Raw genomic sequence first — 25153 nt, 5'->3', positions numbered from 1 at the left:
GATGGAAGCACTGATTTTATATATCGGAAAAGTAATCATCTGTTCGGGTGTACTATTTTTGTATTATCAGTTGTCTCTTAAAGACAAGACGTTTCATCATTATAACAGATTTTATCTTCTGGTTGCGATGATGGTCTCCATTTTTCTTCCTTTAATAAAGGTAGAAGATTTTACAATTGAAGTCAGTAATAATATTTATTTGCTAATTAACAAATTACAGAATTTAAACACAAACAAAACAGCAGATCATGATTACATTTATTTTAGAATTGTTTTTTCAGCTTTGGGATTGGTGTCTTTCTATTTTTTAGGAAAGCTGATTTACGGAGTTTTAAAGATTACACAGTTTAAAAAGCAGTTTCAAAAAGAAACTTTTGAAGGGGTCAATTTTTATCAGACCAACCTTTCAGAAGCACCATTTTCTTATTTCAAAAATCTTTTTTGGAAGAATACCATTGTGATCAATTCAGATATCGGAAAACAGATTTTAAAGCATGAAATGGTTCATATTGAGCAGAAACATTCATATGATAAGATTTTTATTGAAATCATGACCGCAGTTTTCTGGTTCAATCCGTTCTTTCATATTATCAAAAAAGAAATAAGCTTAATACACGAATATCTGGCTGATAAAAAAGCCGTCAAACAATCGGACACCAAAGCATTTGCGCAGATGCTATTAGCCAGCCACTTTTCCGGAAAAGAGTTGCCAGCGACCAGTCCGTTTCTAAGTTCAAACCTTAAAAAAAGACTTAAAATGATTCAAAAACCACAGACCAAATTCGGTTATGCGCGTAGAATTTTTGCATTACCGGTGTTATTTACAGTTGCTTTCGCTTACATGGTGAATGCAAAAAATAAAGAGATTGCAGAAACCAATATTGAGATAGAAAAAGCAGTTTCTGAAATTAAAAAAGATACCATTTCTCCTAAAAATGATATAGATCAGATGGTACAAAGACAGGAAGCTAAAATTTCTAAAGCCAATGAAGCATTAAAAATTCAGGCTGAAAAGCTGAAAACATTAAGTGAAAAATCAAAAGAAAAAGCTGCAGAACTCAAGAAAATTGCCAAAGAAAAAGGCGATAGCAGCTATGAATTTGAATTGAAAGCAAAAGAGTTAAAACAGCTTTCCAGTGAAATGGATAAAATCGTAGAAGATGATAGTGTATATGATTTAGAGTGGAGTAATGTTTCTCCGAACGGCAACAGTTATTTCTATAAATTAAAAACTGATAAAAGTAAGCCTGCTGAGGCAATAAATGTTCAAGGACTTAGATTATCAGATATAGAACTTGATATTGAGAAGGTGTTTGATTCTAAAGATTTCAAGGAGAACTCAGGATTAAGTGAAGAGAAAATTAAAGCACTAAAAGAGAAAATTAAGAACAATTCAGATCTTAAAAATAAGTTTGGTAAAGCAAACAGATTATACATTAATGGAAATGAGGTTTTTTCAGACGGGGATTTCCGAATACCGCCAACTCCTCCAATGCCACCAAATGCTCCAAATGCTCCAAAACCTGCCCGTGGATATACAGGTGTAGCAACATACAGTGCAATCAATCGTACAAATTTATCTAAAAAAGAAATTCGTAAACTTGAGAAACTGGCAAAAGAAAAAGCCAATCTTTCTGAAAAACAAGCTGACATTGCAAGAAAGAAAGCTGAAATTACTAAGGAACAGATAAAAATGCAGGGAAATCCGTGGATTATTGGAATGGGTGCTCATGTGAAGCCAGATGTGAGATATTCATTCAAGTCAAGTTCTGTTGATGGAGATAAAATAAATGAAAAAGCCGTCGCTATTGCAAAAACATACCAAAAAGATGGATTTAAAAATCTCGTAAAAACTGATTTTGATAATGATACTAAAATCTACATTGATGGAAAGCCCGTTTCAAAGATTGAAATGAATGCGCTTAATCCTAGTAAGATAGCTTCGATAAATATCAAAAGATCTAATGATAGCGGAAAAAATGTTGGTGAAATTCATGTGAAAACAAAATAAGTACCTAAAATCTTAAGTAAAATAGAGTCATGGACACAGTAATTTACCTCCTTAAAGTCATTCTCTGTTCAGCAGTGATGTTTGCTTATTACTGGCTATGTCTGAAAGATAAAACATTCCATCACTACAACAGATTTTATCTTCTTGTGATGATTGTAGTATCCATGATTCTTCCGTTACTTAAAATCGAATATTTCACGGTTGAATTCAGCGATGAAGTATTTGTTTTGCTCAATAAAATTCAAACTTTTAAAGATTCTAAAGCCACAAATGATGGAATCAATTATCTGAAATATATAAACTGGGGAATTGCCGGAGTTGCAGTGATTTTATTATTAAAACTTTTAATAGGAATATTTAAAATTTTTAGATTTAAAAACCAATTCCAGAAAGAGAACTTTAAAGGAATCAATTTTTATCAGACCAATCTTTCTGAGGCACCGTTTTCATACTTTAAAAATCTGTTCTGGAAGAATACCATTGTCCTCAATTCAGATATTGGAAAGCAAATCTTAAAACATGAGATGGTTCACATTGAGCAAAAACATTCTTACGATAAAATTTTTATCGAAATCGTAACCGCAATTTTTTGGTTCAACCCGTTCTTTCACTTTATAAAAAAAGAGATTAACTTAATTCACGAATATCTGGCGGATAACAAAGCCGTCAGACAATCGGATACCCAAGCATTTGCGCAGATGCTTTTAGCAAGTCACTTTTCCGGAAATCAGGTGCCGGCGACCAGTCCGTTTCTCAGTTCAAACCTAAAAAAAAGACTTAAAATGATTCAAAAACCAAAAACAAAATATGGATATGTGCGCAGACTTTTTGCTTTACCGGTTGTCTTTAGTGTTGCTTTCGCTTATCTGGTGAACGCAAAAAACATAGAGATAGAAAAAGTAAACAGTGATGCTGAAAAAATAATTAATTCATTAGAAAACAGAAGCGAGCAGAATAATGATGAAGTCAGAATTACTAACGCTGAAAATTTGATTGTAAAAGATACTACAAGACCAACAAATTCTCAAACTTCTGAGGGTGAAATTGTTTCAAATTTACAGATTTCAGGTACCGAAGCTAACCCACTAGATAAATTTTTGGTGGATGCAGATGATCAAGATATCTTCCTGGTAGAAGGTCAAAAGGTCAGCAAGTCTGAATTTAAAATTTTTTTAGAAAAGAACAGCGAAACTCCCAATTTTGTATTCAGCCATTCAGCGCGCAAAACCGATGCGATAAAAGTTATGATTTACAGTGCTGCTAAAAATAACGACAAGGTTTCCAGCGCTATAAGAAATAAGATGATGAAGGAAAATAATCTCGGCAATGATATGTTTATGTACATGACAAAAATCATCGTTTCTGATGACGAGAGAGAAAATCTTAGGCAGTCACTTTTGGAAAAGATCAAAGCAAGGAAAGCAGCTGAGGAGGCAGAAAAAAATGGAAAAAATACGTTGAATGATAACCGACAATTTTTTAACAATTCTGAACAGAGACGAACAGGTGCAATAAAAGCCAATGAAGAGTTAAAAAAAGAACTTCAGAAAGCAATTATTGCTAAAAATGAAGCTTCAAAACTTAGAAATAACTTCAAGAAAGGAAGGGATTACGATAAAAATCCTTTAACCAAAGAAGAGGTGTCTGAGCTTAAAAAAGAGGCAGAAGAAATTGAAGCAATAACTGAAAACCATTACATAAAATCTGGAAGAATTTCTGATTTCGCACTTTTTAAAGCAGATAAGCAGAGTACAAAAGTATATGATATAGAAGGGAACGAAATCGTTTTGCCAGAAGCTCCATTCGTTGTAAACACTAAGATGATCGGAATGTCAACAAGCGGAGCAGATTTGTATATTGATGGAAAAAAAGTTAGTAAAGAAGAATTTTTGAAGTATCAAACTAAGTTTAAAGATGGCGATAGCGAATCAAAAATTAAAGAATTTAAAGTGGAAAGAATTGGTGACGGAAAATATTCGTACGCTAAGAAAATGGAAATTATCACGAAATAAAAATTAAATGAAATTATTTACCCTTAGTATACTCATTCTCGGAATATTCTCCAACGCGCAAAACAAAAGATTTTCCTATGAATACCAATTTATCCCGGATTCTACCAACGTTTCTGACGTTAAAAGTGAATTGATGAATCTTGATGTTACAGATTCCGGTTCAAAATTTTACAGTGCTACAGTTTATCAGTCAGATTCGATTATGAAAGTTGATCTAGACAAGCAGTTGGCTGCAACAGGTGCAATTAATATAAAATCTGATATGCGGAAAGGTTTGGTACGGTATAGTGTTTCCAAAAAATATCCGAAATACGAAATTTTTTTACATAGCCGAATTCTTTCAGACTTTTACAAAGTGTCTGACGAAAGACCGCTCGACTGGAAAATAACTTCTGAAAAACTGAAAATCGGTGAATGGTCAACTCAAAAAGCAGAAACAGATTTTGGAGGAAGACATTGGATTGCCTGGTTTACAACCGATATTCCGATTCAGGATGGACCTTACAAATTTCACGGACTTCCCGGTTTAATTGTTAAATTGGAAGATCATACAAAATCGCATCTTTTTAATTTGCAGGGTGTAAAAAATATAAATGTTATTCCGCGGGATGTTTTTGGCGCAAAAGAGATTTCTGTCAATTCTAAACAGTACGACAAGTTGATGAAAGACTACGAAAATGATCCTACTAAAGGTCTTAAACAAATGCAGATGGGCGGTGTGACGATGATTATGAAAGACGGGCAGAACAATCAGATGAAAGATCAGGAAGAACGCCTTAAAGCAAAAATTAAAAAAGATAATAACAGAATAGAACTTAATACGATCAAGTAAAATGAAAAAATTATATTTTGGATTTCTCCTAGGAATGTACTGTTCCTTTTCCGCTCAAAATCGTTTTTTTTATGAATATAAATTCATTTCGGATTCGACAGATAAGGCAGATGTTAAAAAGGAAATGATGCTTTTAGATATTGATGATAAAGGATCAAATTATTACAGTCAGGACAAATTTGTGTCAGATTCTACATCAAAAGCTGATCTCGAAAAACAATTGAAAAGCAGTCCAAGCAATATTACCATTAATAGAAGAGATAAACCTGGACAAGTTTCCTATAAAGTGACAAAACAGTATCCGGATTTCAAAACTTATCTTTTCACTCGAATTTCCAGCGACAGCTATAAGATTGAAGAAGACCAAAAGCCTGAGTGGAAGATTCTTCCGGATAAACAGAAAGTGGGAGTATATAATGCTCAAAAAGCCACAACGAATTTTGGAGGTCGCGAATGGATAGCCTGGTTTGCTACGGACCTTCCGTTTCAAGACGGACCTTATAAGTTTTACGGACTTCCGGGATTAATTGTAAAGATTGAAGATAAAACAGGTTCACATACAATGACCTTAGTAGGAAATAAAACAATTGCAATTGCCGCAGAAAAACAAACGGAACTTCCACAGGGAATACAAATCTTCGGAATGGGCGGAAAAGAGATTGAGATCGATGAAAAGCAATTTAAAAAAGCTTGGAAATCTTACGTTAATGATCCTACTAAAAATATGCGTGAAATGATGATGAAGAGCACCGAGACGAGCAAGGTAGTTTTCAAAACAACATCGGCTGACGGAAAGGAAATCTCAGACCCCAATCAGGTGTTCAGAGAAATGGAGAAAAAGGCAAAAGAAGGTTTTAAAAAGAATAATAATCCAATTGAACCGGATTTGTACAAATAAATATCGTCAAAAAAAAAGCGGAGAAAATTTTCTCCGCTTTTTTTTTTGTTTTATTTTTTACCAGTTAACCATTGGTCTTGAAGTTTCTTTTCGGCCGGTGTTGGGTTAGCTTTAAACTGCAATGTTTCTATCGTCATTTTGTCTAAAACTGCTTTTCCTTTTAAATCGATTTTATCAGATTTATCACCATTTTTTCTAAGAATAGTTACAGTAACATTCTGTCCGTCTTTGATCGTTTTAGAATAATTAATAAACTCCTGAACATTTTGAATGTTAATTGTTTTACCGTCTAGTGCTAAGATTTCGTCAGTGATTTTAAATCCGATGCTTTTTGCAAAAGGAGATAACGCTGAACTTTCATCAAACACAAACGTATTGTTTTTATCATTGTAACCTGTCTGGTTCGGATCCTTCACAAACCAGAAGACTGGCGGAGTTTCCTGCTTCTTGATTTCTACACCTACTTGTGCCAAATATTCTGCGTAAGGTGTCGGCTGGCTACCTGCAATATATTTACTGTAAAAATCTTTCACCTGAGAATATCCTGTAACGGTTACCAATTCGTCAATCAGTTTGTCATCTTTGAATGGTTTGTTTTCACCAAATCTTTGAGACAGTTTTCTGATCATATCACGGTAGCCCGTTTCACCGTTTGACAGTTTTCTTAGTTCAATATCAAGACACATCGTCAAAAGTGTTCCTTTTTCATAAACATTTCTGTATTGATCTTTGTATTCATCCAGCAAAATATTTTTACTCATCACTGTAAACGGCATCGTATCGTTATAGCTTTTTGAGTTTTTAATTTTGTCGCTCATTCTCTGAAGAAACTGATCTTTAGTAATCAACCCCTCCTGGATTTGGAATAAATTGGCAAAATATTCAGTTCCTCCTTCATACATCCAAAGATGCTGAGACATTTTGGGATCTGCATAATCAAAATAGTGAATTTCTTCTGAATGGGTCTTCAAAGGATTCACTGTGTGGAAAAACTCGTGAGAAACCACGTCTACAATAGCTTCATCAATGGCTTCTTTAGGCATCATTTCGTGAAGAACAACGCTTGTGGATTCATGGTGTTCTAATGCTCCGAAACCTTTAATCTGCGGGCCTTCAGTTCCTGCAAGATAAAGCATGATCGCATACTTTTTGTTGGTATTCATATCACCCAAAAATTTCTTTTGGGCTACAACCATCTTCTCTAAATTTTCTTTAAAGTCTGCCGCCTTATACTTGCCTGTAGGTGAATAAACACCTAGCACCAAATCCATTCCTCCTGCATTGAAGGTGATGTAGTCAGGTTTAGAATACATCAATGGAGAATCTGTCAGCTTCGCATAATTAGCCAGAGTAAAAGTATCTGTAGCTTCAGATTTGTCCTGATCTACTAAGGCAGTCGTTCCATAAAAGTCATTGGGCTTCTGGATGGTTAGTTGATAAGGAACATCCTGCATATTATCGATATAACCTACAAAACCATGCGTGTTGACCATGAAAATTTTCCCTGCTTCAATGTCGGTTCCTGATGGTGAAAATACGGCTTTATGCTTTGTAGCGTCACCTTCCTCATCAAAACTGTCGTTCACCAAATAAGTGACTTTAGTTAAGTCCTTCGCATTTTTAAGAGAATATGTATTGTCACCAACTTTTGTAAAAGCTATTTCTTTTCCCTTATTATCTAAAAACTTGATACCCTCTATAAATCTACCGTAGTCATCAACAGAATACGTTCCGGGAACGGTTTTAGGAAAGTGAAATTTCACATCTCCTGATTTCATTTTCGGAAATTCCATCGTTACGGCAACTTTGTCATCTTTCACATTCACCAAATCAATATTGGTTTTAATTGATTGTGCTTGAACGAAAGCTATTGCAAGAATTCCTAAGCTTACTGCTATTTTTTTCATTAGGTTTTATTTTATAGATAAGTAGTTGATGGAAAATTGTATTTGTTACAGGAGTAACAAATTTTAATTCAAATTTTATAAATAAAAAAAGACAAATCTTCATTGAGTTTTGTCTTTTAATATATTATTGCACCTTATTATACCTCAAATAATAATTCTTATTAAACTCAACGGGAGCTCCGTTTTTGAGTGTAATTTTCTGCCAAGATTCAGTAGGCGAAATTGTTTCATTATTAAATTTAATCGGAAGATTCAGATTTTCGACCACATTTGTAAAACGGTATTTCAGCTCAGTTCCATTTTGAGAATATTCTAAAACCGGAACTTTTGTCGTTCTTAAATACTGATTGAAAACTGTCGACAAATCAATTCCTGATTTGTTTGAAATGTACTTCTCAATTTGTTCGGTCGTAACCGTTTGATGATAAAAATCTTTATTCAAGCCTCTTAAAATCTGTCGGAATTTTTCATCATTATTGATGATTTGACGAATCGTGTGAAGCATACTTGCACCTTTCGGGTACATATCGCCGCTTCCTTCATTTCTTACGCCGTATTTTCCGATAATAGGAATGTCGTTGGCAATATTATTCTGGATTCCCTGTGCATACCTATCTGCAGATTTTTTATTCATATAATCTTCGGTAAAAAGTACTTCAGAATACATCGTGAAACTCTCGTGAATCCACATATCTGCCTGATCTTTTGCTGTGATATTGTTGGCAAACCATTCGTGACCGCTTTCGTGGATGATGATATAATCCCAGTTTAAGCCGACTCCTGTTCCTGATAGATCGTTCCCCAAATATCCGTTAACATATTGATTTCCGTAGGCTACATTGCTCTGATGCTCCATCCCTAAGTACGGGGCATCTACCAATTTGTAAGAATCTTCGTAGAAAGGATAAGGTCCGAACCAGTGTTCAAAGGCTTTCAACATTGGTTTTACCTGCTGAAATTGTTTTTTTGCTTTATCTAAATTGTAATCAATCACCCAGTAATCGAGATCAAGTTTTCCCTTTTCTCCATTATAAGAATCTTTAAAATTAACGTATTTCCCAATATTCGGGATGATAGAGTAGGCGTTAATAGGATTTTTAATTTCCCACGTGAAAATGTTTTTTCCGTTCTCTGTTTTTTTATCAGTTAGTCTTCCGTTCCCGATTCCTACCAAGTCAGATGGAGTGATAATTTTCATCATAATTCCTTCGTCCGGCTCATCGTCCCAAATGTCTTTTAATGGAAGCCATATTGATGCACCAATTCCTTCATCGGCAACACTCATCCACGGATTTCCTTTTTCGTCTTTGGTGAAAACCCATCCTCCGTCCCAAGGCGCATTTTTTGCGATTACTGGGTTTCCGGAATACGTAATGTCAATCGTATACTTTTCTCCTTTTTTAAAATTTTTCTTAGATGAAATGAATATAAAATCTCCATCTCTCTTAAAGTTTTCTAATACAGGAAAACTTGGTGTAACTTTATCAGCCTTCATCGGATGTTGAAGGTCAATCTGAAAAACAGGATTGGTTACATCTTTTAGAATTTCAAAGCTGATTTTATTGTTTCCCTTAATACATTTCTGTTCAAAATTGGGTTCTACAGAAAGTTCATATTTTTTGACATCCCAGAAATTGCGGAATTCAGTGTTTGAACCTTTTAAAGTATCTTGTTTGGTAAAAGTTTTGTCTTTTTCAAAAAACTGTCCGAAAGCCAGCCCGGAAACCAATAAAAGAGAGTAGTAAATTCTTTTCATATCATGTGAAATTTGATGTCTTCAAAAATATAAAATTTAAAATCAATTAAATAAAAAAGTGTGAGAAAATGTACTGAGGATAATATTAAAAAAAATGTCTTATTCACTCTATTTCGGTAAGAAATCTAATTATATTATTTAAGACTAAGTAAAATACAGACTCTGCAGTGAGGTTTTTTTAAAATTAGCTTGTGCTTTTATAATAATACGGCGAGAAAATCAAAGATTTTCTCGCCGTATTATTATATTAATTTTTTAACCTTGACCTATTTCTGTACCATAGGTACTTTTGCTTCTCTTTTTTGCACTTTTTTATAAGTATAAGCACACATCAGAATACTAAATTCGTACAAGAATAGCAATGGTAAAGCTGCCATCATCATACTTAAAACATCTGCAGGAGTAATAATTGCTGCCACCACCATAATCAGAACAATAGCGTGTCTTCTGTATTTTTTCATGAAAGCGGGATTCAGAATTCCAATCGTTGTTAAAAAGTAAATTAAAACCGGAAAAAGAAAAACTACACCCATTCCTAAAACTACCTGTAAAAACAAAGTTGTGTAGTCGCTCAAGTCATACAACGGAATTATAATATCTGAAATTTTGAAAATAACTCCAAAGTTGACTGCGAAGGGTAAGATGAGATAATACCCACATAAAACTCCGGTCAGAAAAAGAATCCATACGGAATTGATGATGAAGATTGAATTTTTTCTTTCATTAGGATGCAGTGCAGGACTGATAAATCTCCATAATTCCCAAACGATGTAAGGGAAACCAATCACCAGACCTCCAAAGATTGAAACCGCCATCATCACATTAAATTGCTGATACAATCGCTGTACACGTACTGGAAATTCTTTGGGAAGTTCAATACTGTCTTCGCCGAGAATCATTCTCGAAAAATGATTCACGATTTTAAACGTAGGAAAATCATTTCTGGTCGGCCCGAAAAAGACGTGATCCATGATCCAGTTGATGTTGAATCCAACGACTACAGCGGCGATAACGATAGCAATAATTGAACGGATAAGATGACCTCTCAGTTCACCAATATGTCCGAAAAAGGACATGTCTTTACCTTCACTCACAGAATTTTTTTTAATGTTTTCAAATTTATGAAAAAAAGCGGGGAGTTGGATGCAGGAAATTGGAAGTTATTAATTTGATTTTTAAAATTAACATACAATTTTACAGTCCCAATTGCTTTGTACAGCAATGATCACAACAAAGGCTTAATTAATTCCCTCGTCTAAAAGTTTATGAATATCAATAATTCCGAAATACTTTCCGCTTTCTGTTACAATCAACTGACCTATATTGTTATCCTTTAGAATTTTCATTGCCTCTTTTGCCAAAAAATCTTTTTCAATACTTTTAGGATTGGCAGACATGATATCTTTAGCTAAAACTTTTGAAATATCATCACCGTTCAGCAACATTCTTCGCAAATCACCGTCGGTAATGACGCCAATAATTTTTTCTTCATTTGTGACAACTGTAATTCCATGGCTTGACGCGCTGATAGAAATAATTACATCCCTGATTGAAGATTCTTCGGTTACCTGAGGCTTTTGTGAAGAGACAAACTGTTCGACTCTCGCCGTCAAGTTTTTGCCTAAACTTCCACCTGGATGAAATTTAGCAAAATCATTTTCTTTAAAATCATTGAGTTCCATTAAACAAATTGCCAAAGCATCTCCCAAAGCCATCTGTAAAGTGGTTGAACTTGTTGGAGCCAGCTTATTCGGACAAGCTTCTAAATCAACATGAGTATCGAGAATAACATCAGAATATTCTGCCAATTTACTTTTCAAATTTCCTGTCATCCCTATCAAAGCTGAAGAATAATCCTTGAGATAAGTAACTAAATTAACGATTTCCGGAGAATTTCCAGAATTGGAAATGCATAAAACGACATCCTGCTTTTGAATTACTCCCAAATCACCGTGAATAGCTTCTGAAGCGTGCAAAAACTGCGAAGGGGTTCCCGTAGAGTTCAGAGTAGCCACAATTTTATTTCCGACATGAGCAGATTTTCCGATTCCTACAACAATTAATTTACCTTGTGCAGAATGAATAATCTCTACGGCCTTTACGAAGTCTTCGTCTATTCTGTTTTTTAATTTTTCTAATTCAGCAATTTCTATTGCTAACGTACTCTTAGCGATTGAAATGATGTTTGATATATCCATTTTTTCGAGATGATTTGTATCCAAAATATGCCAAAGGAAAACTGCATTGATTAAGAATTTATTACGCAGGTTTTATTTTTAATAAATCTCTTTACTTTTATTTTCAGTAAAAAAGTTATAACTTTGGGTTAGATGCAAATTTAGCAATACAAAATTAGATGAGCGCAAAAAAAGCCAATTTATCGGGCGAGTTAAAGAAATACTTCGGATTTTCTACTTTCAAAGGTCAGCAGGAACTTATTATTGAAGAACTGTTGCAAGGCAAAGATATTTTTGTCTTAATGCCTACAGGAGGTGGTAAATCTTTGTGTTATCAACTTCCCGCCCTTATTTCAGAAGGAACTGCAATTGTGGTTTCGCCATTGATTGCTTTAATGAAAAATCAGGTAGACGCCGTGAACGGTCTTTCATCTGAAAATGGAGTAGCCCATGTTCTAAATTCTTCTCTCAACAAAACCCAGACCAAACAGGTATTTGATGATATCAAAAGCGGAAAAACAAAACTTTTGTATGTTGCTCCTGAGTCTTTAATCAAAGAAGATTATCTTGAATTTTTCAGAGATGTGAAAATTTCATTTGTTGCGATTGATGAGGCACATTGTATCTCAGAATGGGGGCACGATTTCAGACCCGAGTACAGAAATTTAAAATCAATTATTGATAAGATTGCAGATGTTCCGGTAATCGCTCTTACGGCAACTGCGACACCCAAGGTTCAGGATGATATTCAGAAAACTTTAGGGATGACGGATGCTTTGGTTTTTAAGGAAAGCTTTAACAGAGCCAACTTGTATTATGAAGTTCGTCCCAAAGTCAACGTAGATAAAGAAATTGTAAAATTTATCAATAAACATAAAGGAAAATCTGGAATTGTTTACTGCCTGAGCCGAAGAAAAGTAGAGGAATTTGCCCAGCTTTTACAGGTTAATGGAGTTAACGCACTTCCTTATCATGCAGGTTTAGATCAAAAAGTAAGAGTGACCAATCAGGATAAATTTCTGATGGAAGAAGCTGATGTCATCGTCGCAACGATTGCCTTTGGTATGGGGATTGACAAGCCGGATGTTCGTTTTGTTATTCACTATGATTTTCCGAAGTCTTTAGAAAGTTATTATCAGGAAACAGGTCGTGCCGGTCGTGATGGAGGGGAAGGTCACTGTCTGGCATTTTATGATCCAAAAGATATTGAAAAATTAGAAAAATTCTTAGCTCAAAAACCTGTTTCGGAAAGAGAAATCGGGCTTCAGCTTTTAAATGAAGTGGTCGGTTATGCCGAAACTTCTATGAGCAGAAGGCAGTATATACTGTATTACTTTGGTGAAACTTTTGATCCGGTTACTGGTGAGGGAGCCAAAATGTGCGACAACGCATCAAACCCTCCCAAGCTGAAAGATGCAACCAAAGATTTGAAGAAAGTTTTAGAGTTAATTGATACCACCAAAGAAAAATTCAAATCAAAAGATTTAATCTCAGCGATTGTTGGAAAAGAAAACGCTGTCACAAAGTCTTATAAACTGGAGCAAAGTTCATTTTTCGGTTTTGGAAAAGATGAGAAAGATAATTATTGGAAAACAATTTTAAGACAGGCTACCGTTCAAAATTTCTTACAGAAAGATATCGAAACGTATGGTGTTTTAAAAATTTCGCCAAAAGGACGTGAAGTGATTATTGGAAAATTCAAAGAGCCATTTTTAATAGCTGAAGACCGTGAATTTGATTTGTCGCAAACAAAAGCAGATAGTGATCAGGTTCAAATGCAGGCAAGTGGATGTCTTGATCAAAACCTGTTTGGACAGCTAAAGGAACTTAGAAAAAAAGTTGCCAAAAAACATGGAATTCCTCCTTATACGGTTTTTATGGATCCTAGTTTGGAAGACATGACTGTTCAATATCCAGTTAGTCTCGAAGAAATCGCAAAGATTTATGGAGTTGGGGAAGGAAAGGCAAAAAAATATGGTAAAGAATTCGCTGATTTTATCTCAAAATACGTTGAAGAAAATAATATAGAACGTACTCAGGATATGGTGTTGAAAAATGTGGCTAATAAATCGAGTCATAAAGTTTTCATTATTCAAAGTACTGATAAAAAGATTGATCTTGAAGATATTGCAAGAGCTAAAAATCTTTCAATGAATGATTTGTTGAAAGAAATGGAACGTATTGTTTATCAGGGAACAAAATTGAATATAGATTACTATATTGAAGAAAACTTTGATGAAGATATTGTTGATGATTTCATGGAATTTATGAATGAATCTGAAAGTGATAGCATGAAGGTTTTGCTGGATGAATTTGGAGACGAGCTTTCAGACGAAGAAGTGAGAATGCTAAGAATTAAATTTATTAGTGACGTTGCAAATTAATGGTGTTGGATGATAATGAAATAATTTTAAGAGAGATTTTTCCAGCAAAAAAGTTTTTTTTAAATACCGCTGAAAAATTAAGAATTTTATTTTCTTTTTTTTATTTAGCCATTTCAATTATTTTAATAATCAATTTGCAGGCAATGCTTTTTATTTTTGCAGTTTTTATTTTTTTTGTAGCATTGTATCTGGCTTTTTTTCGCTGGATTTTGAGGTATTTTGATGTAAATGATAATTATTATTTAGTAACGAATTATAGAATAATTATCGCAGAAAAATCAACAAAGGAAATTACAAAATATAAAAAACTCGAAGAAATAAAAGAGATTAATGTTCAAATGAACAGCAGTTTTTTTGGAAATATTATTTTTGGTCAGCCTGAAGATATTTTTGGAAAAGCTGATGATTCTTTTTCTTTTTTTAAAACAAACGGGATGAATTTCACAGAAGATAAATATATCTTTTTAAGTGTCGAAAACATTCATGAAATTGTACCTGTTTTTGAAAGTTTAGGATTGCCAATCAATAAAACTTTTTTCTAATTTATCAATGAAAAAGAAAATTTCTGTCATGTTTATTCTGCCGGATCTCGAAACGGGAGGCGCAGAAAGAATCGTTACCACCATTGCAAATCATCTTTCCCGAGATAAGTTTGAGCCTAAGATTTTGCTTTTACGCAAACAAGGTGCTTATCTTGATTTCCTTAAAAGTGATGTTGAAATTATAGATATCGATACCGAAAGAATAAGACATTCGCTAAAGCCTATTTTAAAAGAAATTTACCGCAGAAAACCGGATATTGTGTTTTCTGGATTTGGTGAAGTTAATGCTTATCTATCTTTATTTATCAAGCTGTTTCCAAAAGTAAAATTCATTGCTAGAGAAACCAATGTTGTCTCGAAGCATGTGACCAAAACAGAAATCAAATTTTTCTATAATTTCTACAATAACTACCAGCAGATCATTGCACAGAGTGAAGACATGATGAACGATTTGGTTAATAATTTTAAAATTAGCCGTTCAAAAATTATTAAAATTAATAATCCGGTTGATTTTGATTTTATTAATGCAAAACTTAGCTTTTCCACTAAACCTGAAAGTTTTAAATATAATTATAAAAACGTAGTAGCCATTGGAAATCTGTCTGCCAGAAAAGGTTTTGACAATTTACTGAAGGTTTTTTCGAGGTTAAAAAATGAAAAAATCATTCTGCATATTTTAGGTGACGGGAGAGACCGAGAAATTCTTCATCAGATGAAAGAATTTTTAGGTTTAAAAAATGTAGTTTTCCACGGAATACAAGAAAATCCGTATGAGTTTTTGAAATTTGCAGATTTGTTTATTCTTTCCTCAAGATACGAAGGTTTCCCAAATGTTTTGCTCGAAGCAGGAGCCTGCGGAACTTATTCTTTGGCCAACAACTGTCCGGGTGGAATAAATGAAATTATTCAGCACGAAACCAATGGTGAGATTTCTGATATTGAAAATCACGAAGATTTTTCCCAGAAGATAATACAGATTCTGCATCGTTCTTATGATCATGAAGCTATTAAAAATTCTATTAAGTCACGGTTTTCTAAGGAGATTATTCTAGATAAATATGAAAAGATTTTGTTGGAATTAATGAAGAAGTCATAGTCTTTAAATTTCTCTAAATTTGCACTTCAATTTATCAAAAAATCAATATTTCATTTCATGAAAAAACTTCCGAAATTAGGTTGTGCGTGCGAAAAACATGACCTGACCGAATCTGAATACAGAACTTCAATAGTGGGTACAGATCTCACCAATGGCAAAAATGCGGAAGTAAGTGTTATTCAATGCAGACTTTGCCAAAGAATTTGGATTAAATACGCAGTCGGATTTCCGGATTCTCCAGAATCGGGAAGATGGTATAAAGGAATTATTGCGAAAAAAGACGTTGCAGAAATGAAACCGGAAAATGTGGTTAAACATTTGGAAAACCTTGAATGGTACATTTGCGGAGGTCAGTTTTTCGGAAATAAAGAAGTTTTCGGACTGGGAAAATTAAATTTAGATTTATAAAATTGGCTGGATGATGCTAAAATTAGAATTTAAACAAAAAAAATTTCTATCTATTAAACTTCCATCATCAAGCTTCAAAGATCCGCTTTCCAAAACTTGACAAAACTCACTTTGTTCCTTGTAAATTAATCAGTAAATTTGTAAGGATTTAAGAATAGCTAATAATAAATTATAAAATAAAATGAGTCAATTCGATGTTACCGTAATAGGTTCTGGTCCTGGAGGTTATGTAGCTGCAATCCGCGCTGCGCAATTAGGTTTCAAAACAGCAATTATTGAAAAATATTCAACTTTAGGCGGAACTTGTCTTAACGTTGGATGTATTCCTTCAAAAGCGCTTCTAGACAGTTCTGAGCATTTCGAAAACGCAAAACACAATTTTGCAGGTCACGGAATTATTATTAATGAACCTCAAGCTGACATCGCAAGAATGATTGAGCGTAAAAATGAGGTGATTAAACAAAACACGGACGGAATCAGCTATTTGATGAACAAAAACAAAATCACTGTTTTTGAAGGTCTTGGAAGCTTCGAATCTGCAACTCAGGTTAAAGTGACTAAAAACGACGGTTCTACAGAAATAATTGATTCTAAATACACCATTATTGCAACAGGTTCTAAACCTACATCTTTACCTTTCATCACTTTAGATAAGGAAAGAGTAATCACTTCTACAGAGGCTTTAAATCTTAAGGAAATCCCTAAACATTTAGTAGTTATCGGTGGTGGAGTTATCGGTCTTGAGTTAGGTTCTGTTTATTTAAGACTAGGAGCTCAGGTTACTGTAGTTGAATTTATGGATAAGATCATTCCTACCATGGATGGAGCTTTAAGCAAAGAATTAACTAAAGTTCTTAAGAAGCAAGGAATGAAATTTATGCTTTCTACAGCAGTTTCTGCAGTTGAAAGAAATGGAGATACTGTAAAAATTACAGCAAAAGATAAAAAAGGAGAAGAAGTAACGGTAGAAGGTGACTACTGTTTGGTTTCTGTAGGTAGAAAGCCTTACACAGACGGTCTTGGGTTGGAGAAAGCTGGAGTTGAACTAGACGAAAGAGGTAGAGTGAAAACGAACGACCACCTTCAGACAAACGTTACTAACATCTATGCAATCGGAGATGTTATCAAAGGGGCGATGTTGGCTCACAAAGCTGAAGAAGAAGGAGTTTTCGTGGCTGAAACTTTAGCAGGACAAAAACCTCACGTTAATTACAACTTGATTCCTGGTGTGGTTTACACATGGCCTGAAGTTGCCGGAGTTGGTAAAACTGAAGAGCAGTTAAAAGAAGAAGGGGTAGCTTACAAAGTTGGTTCTTTCCCAATGAGAGCATTAGGAAGAAGCCGTGCAAGTGGTGATGTGGATGGTTTGGTGAAAATCATTGCAGACGAAAAAACTGATGAAGTTTTAGGTATGCATATCGTAGGAGCAAGAGCTGCAGATTTGATTGCAGAAGGAGTTATTGCAATGGAATTCCGTGCAAGTGCAGAAGATATCGCAAGAAGTTCTCATGCACACCCTACATATGCTGAAGCTATTAAAGAAGCTGCTTTGGATGCAACGGGTAAGAGACCTATTCACATGTAAAATTTAATTAATTAAATAAATATAAGACTGCCATTCGTAAATGGCAGTCTTTTTTATGTAAAATAAAATTCCAATCTAAGACTCTCAAACTAATTTCCTTACCTTTGCCAACTAAATTATCATCAATGCAAATCGGAAGAACACAGACTTTAAAAATTTCAGAAAAAAATAATTCAGGATGGATGCTTGAATCGGAAACCGGCGAAACGGCTTTTATGTCTAAAGTTTTTATTCGTGAAGAAAAAGAAATTGGTGATGAGATTGAAGTTTTTGTGTATCAGGATGATCATAAACTGAAAGCTACCACAGAAACTCCTTTGGCAGAAGTTGGCGAGTTTGCGGTGATGAGCTGCGTGCAGAGTCTTCCCAGCGGAGCTTTTATGGATTGGGGAATTATCAAAGATCTTTTCATTCCGTACAAGCAGCAAAAATCTAAAATTCTTGAGGGAAAAAGATATCTTGTACATCTTTATATTGATGAAGAATTAGGATTAATTACCGGTACCACAAAGTTCAAGAGAAATCCACAGTACGAAGATGTTCCTTTCAGAAAAGGAGATAAAGTGGAGTTGATTATGATGAACGAAAGTGAGTTGGGCTGGAATGTGGTGATCAACAAAAAATACCTTGGATTGATTTATGCCTCAGATGTTTACAAAAAAGTATATCCGCTTTCGGAAGAAGAGGGTTACATCAAAACTATCCGTGAAGACGGTAAGATAGATGTTTCGCTTCAGCCTGAAGGTTTTGAAAATATCGATGAATTCAGACAGAAGATTTTAAACAAATTGGAAGAAAACTTTGGTTTGCTTCATCTCTCAGATAAATCTTCTCCCGAAGACATTAAAGCTGAGCTGCAGATGAGTAAAAAGAACTTTAAAAAAGCATTAGGCGGTTTGTATAAAGATAAAATCGTTGAGATTATGGAAGATAAAATTAAACTTGTCTAAAGATTACTATTGAAATAAAACTGAAGTCTGAACATTTTGTTCAGACTTTTTTTATGATAATAATCACAGAAAATCACTTAATTATTTTGTTTAACAATTTTGTCAAAACAATTGTTTGATATATCTTTGCACAAAATTGTTTAACAAAAATGTCAAAACAAGAAAAAAAAGATCAAACTCAGGAATTAATCAAAGAGACTGCAAAGAATTTATTCTTTGTGCAGGGGAAATTTAACGCAACTACACAAGAGATTGCTGACGAGGCCGGTGTTAACAGAACATTGATCAACTATTATTTCAGATCACGAGATAATCTGATTCAAATCATTTTCGATGAAGCTCATCGGGTGGAGAAAGAGAAATCTGAAATCATCATGAACTCTGATCTTCCTTTTAAGGAAAAGATAGCCAAGTTTATTGATGGAAGTTTATCCACGAGTCTTCAATATCCATATCTGGAAACATACATCGTATCACAAATTAACAAAGGAAGTTGCCACAAAAGAGATGTGGAGGAAGACGAACTGAAAAAATTGTATGAAGACATCGAAAAAGAAATGCAATTGGGAAATATTGTAAAAATGGCTCCGGTACAGTTTCTTCTCAATATGGTTTCGCTTTTAGTGTTTCCGAGTGCGGTTAGGCCTCTGTTTTTAGAGAATTTAATGATTACAGATAAAGAGTTTGACCAGATCATCTCAGAAAGAAAAGACATCATCCTTAACATGCTTTTTAAAAATTAATTAAAAACTGTTAAAGTAATTATAAAACTGATTCGTCCTTTAGGGATAAAGTACATCAGAAAAACAACTACAAAAAAATAAACGAAGTAATAAATTATGAATAGAAAACGTATAACTGCAAAAAAGCTAAAAATTGGGATAGCTGCAGCATTTATGATTTTCGGCTCTACATCTGCATTTGCCCAGCAAGAGATATCTTTGCAAGAGGCCATCAAGCAGGCGTTGCAAAATAAAGCAGAAGCCAAAAAAGCAGCTTTACAGATCAAAAAAGCCGAATATAAGATCGCCGAGGCAAGAGCTGGTGCATTGCCGCAAGTGAGTGCAACTGCCGGGTTAACATATAACCCTATTATTCAGGAGTCATTGTTGGAGTTTGGAGGACAGAGAATCCGTGCACAATTGGGACAACCTTGGAGTTCAAGTGCCGTTGTTACTGTGAATCAGGCTATTTTTGATCAAAGAGTTTTTACAGGGCTAAAAGCTGCAAAATCTACCAGAGAATTTTATGTTTTGAATGCTCAGCTTTCTAATGAGCAGATTATCGAAAATGTAGCAACAGCCTATTATCAGGTTTTTGTACAGGAAGAAAATCTTAAAACATTAAACGTAAGCTACACCAATACCGAAAAAGTAAGAAATGTAATCAAAAGTTTAGTAGAAAACGGTTTGGCAAAAGGAATTGATCTTGATCGTACCAATGTACAATTAACGAATATCAGTGCCAACAGACAGCAGTTGGTGAACGCTGTTGAGCTTTCAAAAAACTCTCTGAAATTCTACATGGGCGTTCCTATCGATACTCCAATTGAGCTTGAAGAGAAAAGCATTGAACCTAAACCTCAGCTTATCGCAGGTACTGTTGATTTAGATACAAGAACAGAGGTAAAAGTTTTACAGAAAAACAGAGAGCTTTTGCAATTCAATAAAAAAGCTACTGAGGCTTATCTTTATCCAACAGTTGGTCTACAGGCAAACTATGGATGGGGTGGACAAGGAGCTAAATTTCCTTTGACAAACGGCATCAATAACGGCGTTCTTTGGAGCGATTATTCTGCAATTGGCTTAAATATTAATATTCCGATTTTTACGGGTGGAGCTACAAAATCTAAGATTCAGCAGGCTGAAATTGATATTTTAGATTTAGATCAGGATATTCAAAATACGCAGTTGACTTTAAGCTTAGATTATAAAAATGCAATTACCAATATGGAAAATTCATTAATCACGATTGAAAGCATGAAGAATAATGTGACGCTAGCTGAAAAAGTTCAGAAAGACACTCAGGCAAACTATCAATATGGTTTAGCAACGTTAACTGAAGTTTTAGATTCTGAAAATGCTTTGACGGATGCAAAACAAAATTATACCACTGCATTATTAGACTACAAACAGGCTGAAATTAAATTAATCAAGGCTAAAGGCGAACTTAATACTTTACAAAACCCATAATTGAAATGACATCGCTATGAATTATAGTACAAAAAAACTTATGAAAATGTGGCGATTGCATTTGACCTTTAAAATTTATAAATAACTTCAAATGAAAAAAACTTTAATATATATCATCGTCGCTGCAGTGCTTATTGGTTTAGCAGCTTGGAAAATTACTGATAACAAAAAGAAACAGGAAACCGAAGTAAAAGAAGTAGCAAAACAGGTTGACAAAATCAACGTAAATGTTGTTACTGTTTCCAGAGAAAATATCAACACAGATTATTCTGCAAACGGAACTTTTATCCCAAAACAGGAATCGAATCAGTCTTCAGAAATTGCAGGACGTATTGTGAGCGTTTTCGTGAAAGAAGGTTCTAGAGTAGGAGCCGGTCAGGTTTTAGCAACGATTAAAAGAGATGCGATTGAAGTAGACGTTACTCAAGCTCAGAACAATTTACAGAATGCAATTGCAGACAACCAACGTTATGAAAATGCCTTCAAAACAGGAGGTGTTACAAAACAACAGTTAGACAATTCAAGATTGCAGTTGAAAAATATGCAGGCTGCAGTAAGAGCTCAAGGTGTAAAAGTAAATGATACAAGCATCAGAGCAGGAATCAGCGGTATTATCAACAAAAAAATGGTTGAGCCGGGAATGGTGGTTGCACCGGGAACTGCTTTATTCGAAATCGTAAATATCAACAGCTTAAAACTTTCAGTTTTAGTTGACGAAAGCCAGATCGGAAGAATTCAATTGGGTCAGGAAGTAGCAATTAATGTGAATGTTTTACCTGAAGAATCTTTCAGCGGAAGAATTACATTTATCGCTCCTAAAAGTGATGCTTCTTTAAATTTCCCTGTAGAAATTGAAGTTCAAAACAGAGGGAACCTAAAGGCGGGTATGTATGCAACTGCATTATTTAAAACAAATAATGGTGCTGAAACTCAAAATATGCTGACAGTTCCCGCGGAAGCTTTTGCAAATGGAGTGAGTTCAGGACAAATCTTTATCGTTCAGAATGGTACTGCTAAAATGATCACTGTGAAAACAGGAAAAGTATACGGCGACAAAGTACAAATCATCAGCGGACTGAACGGAGGTGAGCAGGTAATTACCAGCGGACAGATCAACCTTGATAACGGTTCAAAAATCAATATCGTAAAGTAACAGAAGATGAAGTTAGCAGAAATATCCATTAAAAGACCGTCCCTGGTTATCGTATTATTTACGATTCTGACGCTGGGAGGTTTATTAAGCTACTCCATGATGGGGTACGAATTGATTCCGAAATTTGAAACCAATATGGTAACGATTTCTACCGTGTATCCGGGAGCTTCACCTTCTGAGGTGGAAACATCGGTGACACGTAAGATTGAAGACGCTGTAGGTTCGTTGGAAAACGTAAAGAAAGTAGAATCATCTTCATATGAAAGTTTATCGGTAATTATGGTTCAGCTGAACACAGGTGCCGATGTAAACTACGCTTTGAATGATGCACAGAGAAAGGTGAATGCTATTTTGGCAGATCTTCCGGAAGATGCAGACCCGCCATCACTGCAGAAATTCTCATTGGATGATTTACCGATCATGACGTTGAGTATTGCAAGTGATAAGCTGAATAGCAAAGAGCTTTACGATCTTTTAGATAAAAAAGTAGAACCGGTTTTCTCCCGTGTAAACGGTGTAGCTCAGGTTGACCTCGTAGGTGGACAAGAAAGAGAAGTTCAGGTAAATTTAGATGAAAAGAAAATGCAGGGGTATGGTGTTGCGATTGCAGACGTACAGCAGGCAATTCTTTCTTCTAACTTAGATTTCCCGACGGGAGCTTTGAAAACAAGAACTTCAAGATCTACCATCAGACTTTCAGGAAAATACAGAGATATTGCCGAGATGAATAGTCTTGTAGTATCCAATAAAAACGGAGTTCAGGTTCGTTTATCTGATATTGCAACCGTTTTTGATACTCAAAAAGATATAGAGAAGGTAGCGAGATTTAACCAAAATCCGACCATCTTACTTCAGGTAAAAAAACAGTCTGATGCCAATGCAGTATCAGTTTCTGAAGCGGTACAAAAAACGATTGAGCAGGTTCAAACCAATTATAAAGTTCAGGGATTAAAAGTTTCAATAGTAGATGACAATACAGACTTTACGCTTGAAGCGGCAGATCATGTAATTTTCGATTTATTTCTGGCGATTATTTTGGTTGCTGTAGTAATGCTATTATTCCTTCACAACATCAGAAACGCATTTATCGTAATGGTTTCTATTCCGGTATCGTTGATTGCAACGGTGATTGGAATGTATCTGATGGGGTATACCTTAAACCTAATGAGTTTATTAGGACTTTCATTAGTTGTAGGTATTCTTGTGGATGATGCGATTGTAGTACTGGAGAACGTATACCGTCACATGGAGATGGGGAAAAGTAGAATCCGTGCGGCCTATGACGGAGCTTCAGAAATTGGCTTTACCGTAACAGCAATTACCATGGTAATTGTGGTGGTATTTTTACCGATTGCGATGAGTTCAGGTTTGGTTTCAGACATTCTAGCACAGTTTTGTGTCACGGTAGTTATTGCAACGCTGTTCTCGTTACTGGCTTCATTTACCATCATTCCATGGTTGTCTTCAAGATTTGGAAAGTTGGTACATTTGACGGGTAAAAATCCTTTCGAGAAATTCATCCTTTGGTTTGAAAAGCAATTGGATAAATTTACACACTGGATTACAGGAATTCTTGAATGGGTTTTAAAATCCGGTTTAAGAAGAGTGATGACCGTTGTTCTTACGTTTGTACTTTTAATTGTAGTGACAATGGGATTAATGGGTGGCGGATTTATCGGTGGAGAATTCTTCCCGAAAATGGACAGAGGTCAGTTCCTTGTTCAGATGGAATTACCTAAAGATGCTTCCGTCGAAAAAACCAATCAATTGACTTTACAGGTTGAAAAATATTTGAGAGACGATAAAGATGTAGTCGATATGATCACCACGGTTGGCCAACAGTCATCAGGTTTTGGTGGAGCGCAGGCAACTTTGTATCAATCAGAAATTCAGGTAATTTTAGTTGATAAATCTGAACGTGATGAAAGTACAGATATTAAATCAGCTAAAATTAAAAGAGCTTTAGAAGAAAAATTCACCGGAGTTGAATTTAAAACAGCACCAATCGGATTAATGGGAGCAGACGCTGCACCAATCGAAATGGTAGTTACCGCTCCTGATAACGCAACGGCAAACAAAGAAGCCAACAGAATTCTTGCTTTGCTTAAAAAAGTTCCTGGAGCTGTAGATGCAGAATTATCTTCCGACTCAGGAAACCCTGAAGTTCAGGTGAACATCGACAGAGATAAAATGTCTTCTTTAGGTTTAAATCTTTCCAGTGTAGGTCAGACAATGCAGACTGCATTCTCAGGAAACACAGACGGAAAATTCAGAGCCGGAGAATACGAATATGATATCAACATCCGTTTTGGCGATGCCAACAGACAGTCCATTGATGACGTAAGAAACTTAATGTTTACCAATCCATCAGGCGAGCAAATAAGGCTGAGTCAGTTTGCTGATGTCAAAATGGGTTCAGGGCCAAGTTTGCTGGAGCGTAGAGATAAAACAGCCTCTGTAAAGGTGAAATCGAAAGTGGTAGGCCGTGCAATGGGTGATGTTGCCAACGAATGGGCAGACCAGTTTATGACAAATGAAAAAACAAAACCAGCCGGAGTAAATTACATCTGGAGTGGTGATATGGAAAATCAGACAGAAGGTATGGGTACTTTAGGAATCGCTTTAGCAGCGGCTATCGTATTGGTTTATCTGGTAATGGTTTCATTATATGATTCATTTGTGTACCCGTTTGTAGTATTATTCTCAATTCCTCTGGCATTGATCGGGGTTATGGTAATCCTAGCAATTACAGGTAATACCATCAATATCTTTACGATGTTGGGGATGATTATGTTGATTGGTTTGGTAGCGAAAAACGCGATTATGATTGTCGATTTCGCCAATATGAGAAAAGCAGCCGGAGCAAACACTCACGACGCTTTGATTCAGGCTAACCATGCCCGTCTTCGTCCGATCTTAATGACAACGATTGCGATGATCTTCGGTATGATCCCGATCGCAATTGCAAAAGGAGCAGGAGCGGAGATGAACAATGGTTTGGCTTGGGTAATTATCGGTGGTTTGACATCATCATTATTCCTTACCTTAATTATCGTTCCTACAGTTTATTCACTGTTCGATTCATTACTGAGAAGAATGGGTAAAGGCAAACCGGTAGATTATGATGCTGAAATGAAAGCGGATTACGAAGAAAAAGAACTGAGTGAAGACGGCTACACGCCAAAACACGTAGATTAATATAACAACCTTAATTAACCTGAAAGCCGCGTCAATTCTTTGATGCGGCTTT

At 35.1% G+C, this 25153-nt stretch carries 18 protein-coding genes; 14 read left to right on the top strand and 4 right to left on the bottom strand.

Features of this window, described 5'->3' with window-relative positions; all coding sequences use genetic code 11:
- Position 1: 1 nt before the first annotated feature.
- Genes AR685_RS02445 through AR685_RS02430 form a run of 4 tightly spaced genes read left to right on the top strand, consistent with a single transcriptional unit; the run spans position 2 to position 5753 of the window.
- Complete coding sequence (locus tag AR685_RS02445) at positions 2-2011, top strand: M56 family metallopeptidase (protein ID WP_059123607.1); 2010 nt, start codon at positions 2-4, stop codon at positions 2009-2011.
- A gap of 29 nt (positions 2012-2040) precedes the next feature.
- Positions 2041-4023: a M56 family metallopeptidase gene (locus AR685_RS02440; RefSeq protein ID WP_082671877.1), complete on the top strand. Its 1983-nt coding sequence runs from the start codon at positions 2041-2043 to the stop codon at positions 4021-4023.
- A 7-nt stretch (positions 4024-4030) separates the two neighbouring features.
- Positions 4031-4855 (top strand): GLPGLI family protein, encoded by an 825-nt coding sequence (locus tag AR685_RS02435; RefSeq protein ID WP_059123605.1) that lies wholly within the window; start codon positions 4031-4033, stop codon positions 4853-4855.
- A gap of 1 nt (position 4856) precedes the next feature.
- Positions 4857-5753, top strand: coding sequence for a GLPGLI family protein (locus AR685_RS02430; protein ID WP_059123604.1), 897 nt, complete (start codon positions 4857-4859; stop codon positions 5751-5753).
- A gap of 50 nt (positions 5754-5803) precedes the next feature.
- Here the strand turns inward: AR685_RS02430 and AR685_RS02425 are convergent, their stop codons facing one another.
- The 4 genes from AR685_RS02425 to AR685_RS02410 form a co-directional block, all read right to left on the bottom strand.
- Complete coding sequence (locus AR685_RS02425; RefSeq protein WP_059123603.1) at positions 5804-7660, bottom strand: peptidase M61; 1857 nt, start codon at positions 7658-7660, stop codon at positions 5804-5806.
- Between the two features lie 124 nt (positions 7661-7784).
- Positions 7785-9416, bottom strand: coding sequence for a M1 family metallopeptidase (locus AR685_RS02420; RefSeq protein ID WP_059123602.1), 1632 nt, complete (start codon positions 9414-9416; stop codon positions 7785-7787).
- Positions 9417-9682: 266 nt separating this feature from the next.
- Positions 9683-10510 carry a twin-arginine translocase subunit TatC gene (tatC, locus tag AR685_RS02415; RefSeq protein ID WP_185095999.1) on the bottom strand — a complete coding sequence of 276 codons (828 nt, stop codon included), beginning with the start codon at positions 10508-10510 and terminating at the stop codon, positions 9683-9685.
- Positions 10511-10654: 144 nt separating this feature from the next.
- Positions 10655-11614, bottom strand: coding sequence for an SIS domain-containing protein (locus AR685_RS02410; protein WP_047444284.1), 960 nt, complete (start codon positions 11612-11614; stop codon positions 10655-10657).
- 158 nt (positions 11615-11772) lie between these two features.
- Here AR685_RS02410 and recQ point away from each other — a divergent pair, with 158 nt between their 5' ends.
- The 10 genes from recQ (at position 11773) to AR685_RS02360 (ending at position 25101) form a co-directional block, all read left to right on the top strand.
- Positions 11773-13977, top strand: a complete 2205-nt coding sequence (gene recQ, locus AR685_RS02405; protein WP_059123601.1) for a DNA helicase RecQ — start codon at positions 11773-11775, stop codon at positions 13975-13977.
- A 143-nt stretch (positions 13978-14120) separates the two neighbouring features.
- Positions 14121-14519 carry a hypothetical protein gene (locus AR685_RS02400; RefSeq protein WP_131777587.1) on the top strand — a complete coding sequence of 133 codons (399 nt, stop codon included), beginning with the start codon at positions 14121-14123 and terminating at the stop codon, positions 14517-14519.
- A gap of 7 nt (positions 14520-14526) precedes the next feature.
- Positions 14527-15615: a glycosyltransferase gene (locus tag AR685_RS02395; protein WP_059123599.1), complete on the top strand. Its 1089-nt coding sequence runs from the start codon at positions 14527-14529 to the stop codon at positions 15613-15615.
- A 57-nt stretch (positions 15616-15672) separates the two neighbouring features.
- Positions 15673-16023 (top strand): hypothetical protein, encoded by a 351-nt coding sequence (locus AR685_RS02390; protein WP_059123598.1) that lies wholly within the window; start codon positions 15673-15675, stop codon positions 16021-16023.
- Positions 16024-16204: 181 nt separating this feature from the next.
- Positions 16205-17608: a dihydrolipoyl dehydrogenase gene (lpdA, locus tag AR685_RS02385; RefSeq protein WP_047444272.1), complete on the top strand. Its 1404-nt coding sequence runs from the start codon at positions 16205-16207 to the stop codon at positions 17606-17608.
- Between the two features lie 125 nt (positions 17609-17733).
- Entirely contained in the window at positions 17734-18558 is an 825-nt protein-coding gene (locus tag AR685_RS02380; protein WP_047444270.1) for a S1 RNA-binding domain-containing protein, read from the top strand.
- Between the two features lie 149 nt (positions 18559-18707).
- On the top strand, positions 18708-19301 hold the full coding sequence (locus AR685_RS02375) for a TetR/AcrR family transcriptional regulator (RefSeq protein ID WP_047444268.1): 594 nt from the start codon (positions 18708-18710) through the stop codon (positions 19299-19301).
- Positions 19302-19397: 96 nt separating this feature from the next.
- Positions 19398-20750: a TolC family protein gene (locus tag AR685_RS02370; protein WP_047444265.1), complete on the top strand. Its 1353-nt coding sequence runs from the start codon at positions 19398-19400 to the stop codon at positions 20748-20750.
- Positions 20751-20841: 91 nt separating this feature from the next.
- Positions 20842-21903: an efflux RND transporter periplasmic adaptor subunit gene (locus tag AR685_RS02365; RefSeq protein ID WP_047444262.1), complete on the top strand. Its 1062-nt coding sequence runs from the start codon at positions 20842-20844 to the stop codon at positions 21901-21903.
- 6 nt (positions 21904-21909) lie between these two features.
- Positions 21910-25101: an efflux RND transporter permease subunit gene (locus AR685_RS02360; protein WP_059123597.1), complete on the top strand. Its 3192-nt coding sequence runs from the start codon at positions 21910-21912 to the stop codon at positions 25099-25101.
- Positions 25102-25153: the final 52 nt, after the last annotated feature.

Origin of the sequence: Chryseobacterium sp. JAH, from assembly GCF_001507335.1 — a bacterium.
Classification (GTDB): domain Bacteria; phylum Bacteroidota; class Bacteroidia; order Flavobacteriales; family Weeksellaceae; genus Chryseobacterium.
Note: the sequence above shows the minus strand (reverse complement) of the source record. Positions and strands in the feature narration are given on the sequence as shown.